We start from the raw sequence: 5973 nt of genomic DNA, 5'->3' as shown, positions 1-5973 counted from the left end.
GAGGATCCGCTGCTTGGCGCCGTGCATGATGACTGGCTGGAGCCGGTTCCGGCGATGAAGCTGGTCATCGATCAGGATCGTGCCCGCGCACTCGGCGTCACCTCGCAGCGCATCCGCCAGATGCTGCAGGCGGCGATGTCCGGCGCGCCGCTCGACGACTTCCGCGACGGCGAGGAGACGGTGTCCATCGTCGCCCGCGAGCCGGATGCCAGCCGCAGCCTGCTGTCCTCGGTCGACTCGGTCTATATCCCGACCGACTTCGGTGGCTTCGTGCCGCTGTCGCAGGTTGCCAAGGTGGTGCCGGTGCTGGAGCAAGGCATCGAGTGGCGCCGCGACCGTCTGCCGACCATCAGTGTGCGGGCAACGCTGCCCGACGGCGTGCAGTCCAATGACGTCGTCACCAAACTGTACAAGGATATGCAGGGCCTGCGTGACGGATTGGCGCCAGGTTACAAGGTCGAGATCCAGGGCGGTGCGGAGGATTCGGCGGAAAGCCAGGCTTCGATCGCCGCCAAGGCGCCGATCATGCTGGCCGTCATCGTCGTGCTTTTGATGATCCAGCTGCAGAACTTCGGCAAGGCGATGCTGGTGCTGGCGACCGGTCCGCTTGGCATTATCGGTGCTGCCGCGGCACTCTTGATCAGCGGCGCGCCGTTCGGCTTTGTCGCCATTCTCGGCGTCATCGCGCTGCTCGGCATCATCATGCGCAACTCGATCATCCTGGTCGACCAGATCGACCAGGACATCGCCGCGGGCATGGACCGCTACGAGGCGATCATCGGTTCGGCCGTTCGCCGTTTCCGGCCGATCACGCTGACGGCGCTGACGGCGGTGCTGGCGCTGATCCCGATCTCGCGCGGCGTCTTCTGGGGTCCGCTCGCCTACGCCATGATGGGCGGCATCCTCGTTGCCACGGTGCTGACCATCCTGGTCCTGCCTGCCGGCTACGCCCTGTTCTTCGGCCGGGAGCCGAAGAAGCGCGGGGCGGAGGGGCGGACCGACGATCTGGAACTGAGCCAGGAAGCCGAAAAGCCGCAACTGGCGCTGGCCGCCGAATAGACCGATCACGCCAGTCGAAAAGGATCGGGCGCGCCGAAGCGCGCCCGATCCTTTTCACTTTTACGAGGTCAGATGACGAAGAACCAGTTGGCGAGCAGCATCACCACCACGCCGGCGACCAGGGTCAGGTAGGGCAGTATGCCCGCCTTTTTGACCGAGAGGTCGGCCCCCGTCATGCCGAGATCGGCCAGCATGTGGTCGGGGAACTTGCCCTTGTCCTGGATGTAATGGCGGAAGCAGAACACCGGGATGATCAGGGCTGCCGTGATCAGGCCGGCCCACAGCGCCATCGGGTTCCAAACTTTGGCTCCCGCGCCCATGAAGATCATGTTGACATAGGCGAAGATCGCGCCGACGCCGAGCAACCAGCTCGGTGCTTTCCAAGGCCGGGCGATATGGCCGTTGTCGATGCGGTGGATCCAGCCGGCATTGAGGTTGAGGAAGTTGAAGATGATATAGCCGCAGTTCGACACGGCGAGGATGAAGAAGAAGCTCGTCGCGTCGGCAGAGGCGATGGCCAGCACGATCAGGTTGAAGACGAGATCGGTCCACATTGCCCGCGTCGGCGCGCCATGTTCGTTGACATGGCTGAGATAGCGCGGCAGCCAGCCATCGACCGAGCCCTGGTAGAGCGTGCGTGAAGAGCCGGCCATGGCCGTCATGATGCACAGAACCAGAGCCAGGATCATCAGCATCACCAAGAGGCTGTGGATCAGCGCCCCGCCGCCGACCATGCCGGCCAGCGCGTCGGCGACACCGGAGCCGTCGACGATCGGTGTCGCCAGCATGCCGTTGAGGCCAAGCACGCCCTGGAAGGTGAACGGCACCAGGATGAACAGCAGCATGCACAAAAGGCCGGAATAGAAGATGGCCTTGAACGTGTCGGTGCCCGGGTTCTTGAACTCCGAGGTGTAGCAGACGGCGGTCTCGAAGCCGTAGGTCGACCAGGCGGCGATGAACATGCCGCCAAGCACCAGCGTCCAGCCGGCAATGTTCCAGGCGCCGGGCTCGGGCGCGTAGGCTGCCGCCAGCGGCACCAGCGGCGAAAAATTCGCCCAGTTGATCTGGCCGGTGACGATCGGCACGACGCCGACGATCAGCATCGGGATGATGACCAGCAGGCCGATATATTTCTGCACGTTGGCAGTGCCGAGGATGCCGCGATGCTGGATGGCGAAGATGATCAGCATCAGCACCGCGCCGATGAAGAAGGTCGCGTTGAGGGTGAACGAGACCGGCCCCAGCGTGTGGCTGTAGAGCGTCCAGTTGCGGATCACCGGCGTTGCCGCGGTGGTCACCGCCGTGATGGCGTCGGCAGCACTCGTCCCGGCATGCGCGGCGATATAGGCGACGACTTCGGGCGAGGCATCGGTGAACAGCGGCACCGGCGCCAACGCGTTGAGGATATAAGCTGCGGCGATCGAGCAGCCGAGCGACAGCACCGGCGACCAGGCGAACCAGTTGCACCAGACCGACAGCGGCGCGATGAACTTGGAATAGCGCAGCCAAGCGGTGGCGCCGTAGATCGACGCGCCGCCCGACTTGTTCGGAAACAGGCCGGCGATTTCGGCATAGGTGAAGGATTGCAGGAAGCCCATGATCATGGAGAAGATCCAGATCGCGAAGGCCAGCGTGCCGGTCGTGCCGGCAATGCCGCCGATCGAGAACAGGACGAGGGCAGGCACGCCGCTCGCCACCCAGAAGGCGCCGCGCCAGTCGATATTTCGGTGCAACTTGCCTTCGGCAAGCGGCTCCAGGACAGTCGTTATCGTGCTCAGATGTCTCTGTTCCCCATTTTGATGTGCCCCGTTCGTGACCGCCGCGGCTTCGCTAGGCTCACCATCGACGCATGCATTGATCGACTGCTGGTGTTTCCACTCAGTCGTATTTTTTTCTTAGGAGTGAAGATTGATCCGGCGCGCTTTCACGTCAAGCGAATTGTCGCGCCGTGCACATCACGCTTGCGAAACATGTCAGCTTCACACTGGCGGGCAGGATTGTTCGGAAAAGGACCAGGGGTCTGGAAACGAAAAACCCGCCGGAGGCGGGTCCCGGCGCAAATCAGCACCATGGACGAATATGTAGCATAGCTGCCCTCAGCAGGTCAAGAAAAAATTCCTATCAGGCTGCCAGCACGGCCTCACTGTCTTCGGAGGAAGGCCGTCAGGAGCGTGGTTTGATCTTTTGCGGATCGTAGTGGGCGAAGGCGACGACGCGCGCCAGCAGCCGTTTGGCATGGCCGTCGAGCTTGCCGATCTCGACCTCGGTACCGACAGCCGAATGGGTGACGTCGAGCCTGGCCAGCGCGACGGTCTTGTTCAACACCGGCGAGCGCATGCCCGACGTGACCACGCCGATCTGGGCGCGGCCGACATGCACGCAATCGCCATGGCCGACGTCGACATTGGCGTCGATGTCGAGGCCGACCAGCTTCGTCTGCGGGTGCTCCTTGCGGCGGATCAGCGCCTCGCGGCCGATGAAATCGTCGGTCTTGCTCTTCAGCGGCACGGTGAAGCCGATGCCGGCCTCGAACGGATCGGTCTGGTCGGAGAATTCGTAGCCGGCGAAGATCAGCCCGGCCTCGATGCGCACCATGTCCAGCGCCTGCAGCCCCATCGGCTTCAGCCCATGCGGCTGGCCGGCTTCCCAGATGGCGTCGAACACCTTTTCGGCGTCGCGCGGATGGCACCAGATCTCGTAGCCGAGTTCGCCGGTATAGCCGGTGCGCGAGACGACGACCGGAATGCCGTTGCCGCCACCAATGCGGGCGACGGCGAAGCGGAACCATTCGAGCTCGTCGATCGACGGCTGCAATGGCGAAGTCCAGATCACTTCTCGCAGGATGTCGCGGCTCTTCGGACCCTGGACGGCGACGTTGTGCATCTGGTCGGTCGACGAGCGCACCAGCACGTTGAGGCCGAGCTTCGTCGCCGTCTCGCGCAGCCATTCGCCGGACAGATCGTCACCGCCGACCCAGCGGAAATTGTCCTTGCCGAGCCGCAGCAGGGTGCCGTCGTCGATCATGCCGCCATGCTCGTAGCACATGGCCGAATAGACCACCTGGCCGACGCCAAGCTTCTTGACGTCGCGGGTCAGCGTGTATTGCAGCAGCGCCTCGGAATCCGGGCCGGTAACCTCGAACTTGCGCAGCGGCGACAGGTCCATGATCACCGCGTCCTGCCGGCAGGCCCAGTATTCCGCGATCGGCCCGTCCTTGGCGAAGGAATTGGCGAGCCAATAGCCCCTGTACTCGCCGAAGTTGCGGGTGTGCTTGGCAAAGCTCGAATGAAAAGCTGTCTCGCGGGTCATTTTCGGTTCCGAATCGGGCGTCATGCGTCTGGCGATCGCTCGCGAGAATTTGTGCTGGCCGGAATAGGTCCGCACATGGATGTCGGTCGGGTTCCAGCCATTGGCCGGCGTCGTGTCGTCGGGGCAGGCGGAGGACACGCAGACGATGTCGGTGAGCGCCCTGAGCAGCACATAGTCACCCGCCCGCGACCACGGCTCGTCGGACACCATGACGCCATGCGCGTCGATCGCCGTGTTGAAGAAGAAGTTGATCGCCATCCAGCCCGCGCGGGGATTGACGCCCTTGCCGGCCAGAGCGCCGTTGAAATTCTCCGAGCAGTTGGTGTGGCCGGGATAGCCGATGTCGTCGTAATATTTGGCCGCGCAGGCGAGCGCGAAGGCGTCGTGCCGGCCGCATGTGTCCTGGATAACCTCGACCAGCGGCTCCATGTCCTGGTCGTAGTATTTGGAATGCAGGCCGGGCATCGGGTAGCTTGCACCCATCAGCGTGCGCGTCGTCGTCACGTCGAGCGGATGATCCAGTCCCCTGTCCAGCTTGCGCGCCGAAAAGCACTGGAAATCGGTGCACTGGCGCCCGTCGACATCGATGATCTGGAGATAGTCGCCGGCCTTGACGAAATAGGCCTCCGCCGTCGCCGAATGGACACGCAAATCGAGCACCGGGTCGGCCAGCGGATCGGCCAGTAGCGATTTCGCCGCCGGGCGGATCGTGGCGCGGCGAACGATGGCAGTCAGCGGCGTCGCCGTGTCGTGGCCATCGACCAGCATCGGTCCACCGGGCGCGGCGATGATCAGCGAGCCGTCACGCGTGACCGTGAATGTTTGTTCTGTACCGGCAGGCGTAGTGGCGCCGAACACCCGCACGGCCTTGGCATGGTCAAGCTGCACCTGCCGGCGCGCGAGCCCGCCTCGCAGCGAGGCGAGACTGTCGTCACCCTCTATGAGCAGCGCCTTGATGCCGGCAGCGTTGCTGTTCGATGCTTCACCAAAAATGCCGGGATCGGTCGCGCCGCTCCTGTCCCAAGCCAGCAACTCGCAGGCCTGGCCGCCCTCGACATTGCGCACGGTGATCGTGTCGCCGGCCTCGATATCGATGAGCACCGCGCCATTGCCATGGATCGTATAACGCTCCATGCCCGGCGGCAGCGCGATCTGGCCGGGCCTCAGGATGAGGCTCGGCCGCGGCGGTCCGGCAGCAATTGCGGGGTAGGGCGACTGGCTCATTTCAGCCTTGCGGTTCGAGAAACAAGTTTGCCTGTGTGTGAAATTATTTTAGCGGTAAGAATAGGCAGCCTGGTTGGGTTTGGCAAGGCGGAGCTTGACCGTCGGTGCAATCGCTCGGGCTTGAACTCGCCACTCCGCCTCGCCTTCGGAGCGTCGGCGCTGCCCCTCATCTGCCTGCCGGCATCTTCTCCCCGTGAACGGGGCGAAGGACGCTGTCCTCATCGGTTTCGCCAATCGCCAACGGTGCAAAAAAGTGCCGGCTTTGCGGTCCAGCTTCTTTCTCCCCGTTTACGGGGAGAAATGCCCGGCAGGGCAATGAGCGACTATCTGTGGTGTCAAGTTGCATTGGCGAACTCCATGCGCGCATCGCGTGCTTTTGCA

The 5973-nt window shown here is 63.6% G+C and carries 4 protein-coding genes; 1 reads left to right on the top strand and 3 read right to left on the bottom strand.

Annotation, left to right across the window (positions count from 1 at the left end):
• Positions 1-1059: efflux RND transporter permease subunit (locus tag EN893_RS15020; RefSeq protein ID WP_164900879.1), on the top strand; the 1059-nt coding region annotated here is incomplete at its 5' end.
• A 68-nt stretch (positions 1060-1127) separates the two neighbouring features.
• On the opposite strand, the gene EN893_RS15015 is transcribed toward EN893_RS15020, so the two are convergent.
• The 3 genes from EN893_RS15015 to EN893_RS38665 form a co-directional block, all read right to left on the bottom strand.
• Positions 1128-2837 carry an APC family permease gene (locus tag EN893_RS15015; RefSeq protein WP_127270074.1) on the bottom strand — a complete coding sequence of 570 codons (1710 nt, stop codon included), beginning with the start codon at positions 2835-2837 and terminating at the stop codon, positions 1128-1130.
• Positions 2838-3222: 385 nt separating this feature from the next.
• On the bottom strand, positions 3223-5592 hold the full coding sequence (locus tag EN893_RS15010) for an aminomethyltransferase family protein (protein ID WP_127270072.1): 2370 nt from the start codon (positions 5590-5592) through the stop codon (positions 3223-3225).
• A 166-nt stretch (positions 5593-5758) separates the two neighbouring features.
• Positions 5759-5973: hypothetical protein (locus EN893_RS38665; RefSeq protein WP_206640120.1), on the bottom strand; the 215-nt coding region annotated here is incomplete at its 5' end.

It is taken from the genome of Mesorhizobium sp. M7A.F.Ca.CA.004.04.2.1, assembly GCF_004022825.1.
Taxonomy (GTDB): domain Bacteria; phylum Pseudomonadota; class Alphaproteobacteria; order Rhizobiales; family Rhizobiaceae; genus Mesorhizobium.
This window is presented reverse-complemented; position numbering and strand designations above follow the sequence as displayed.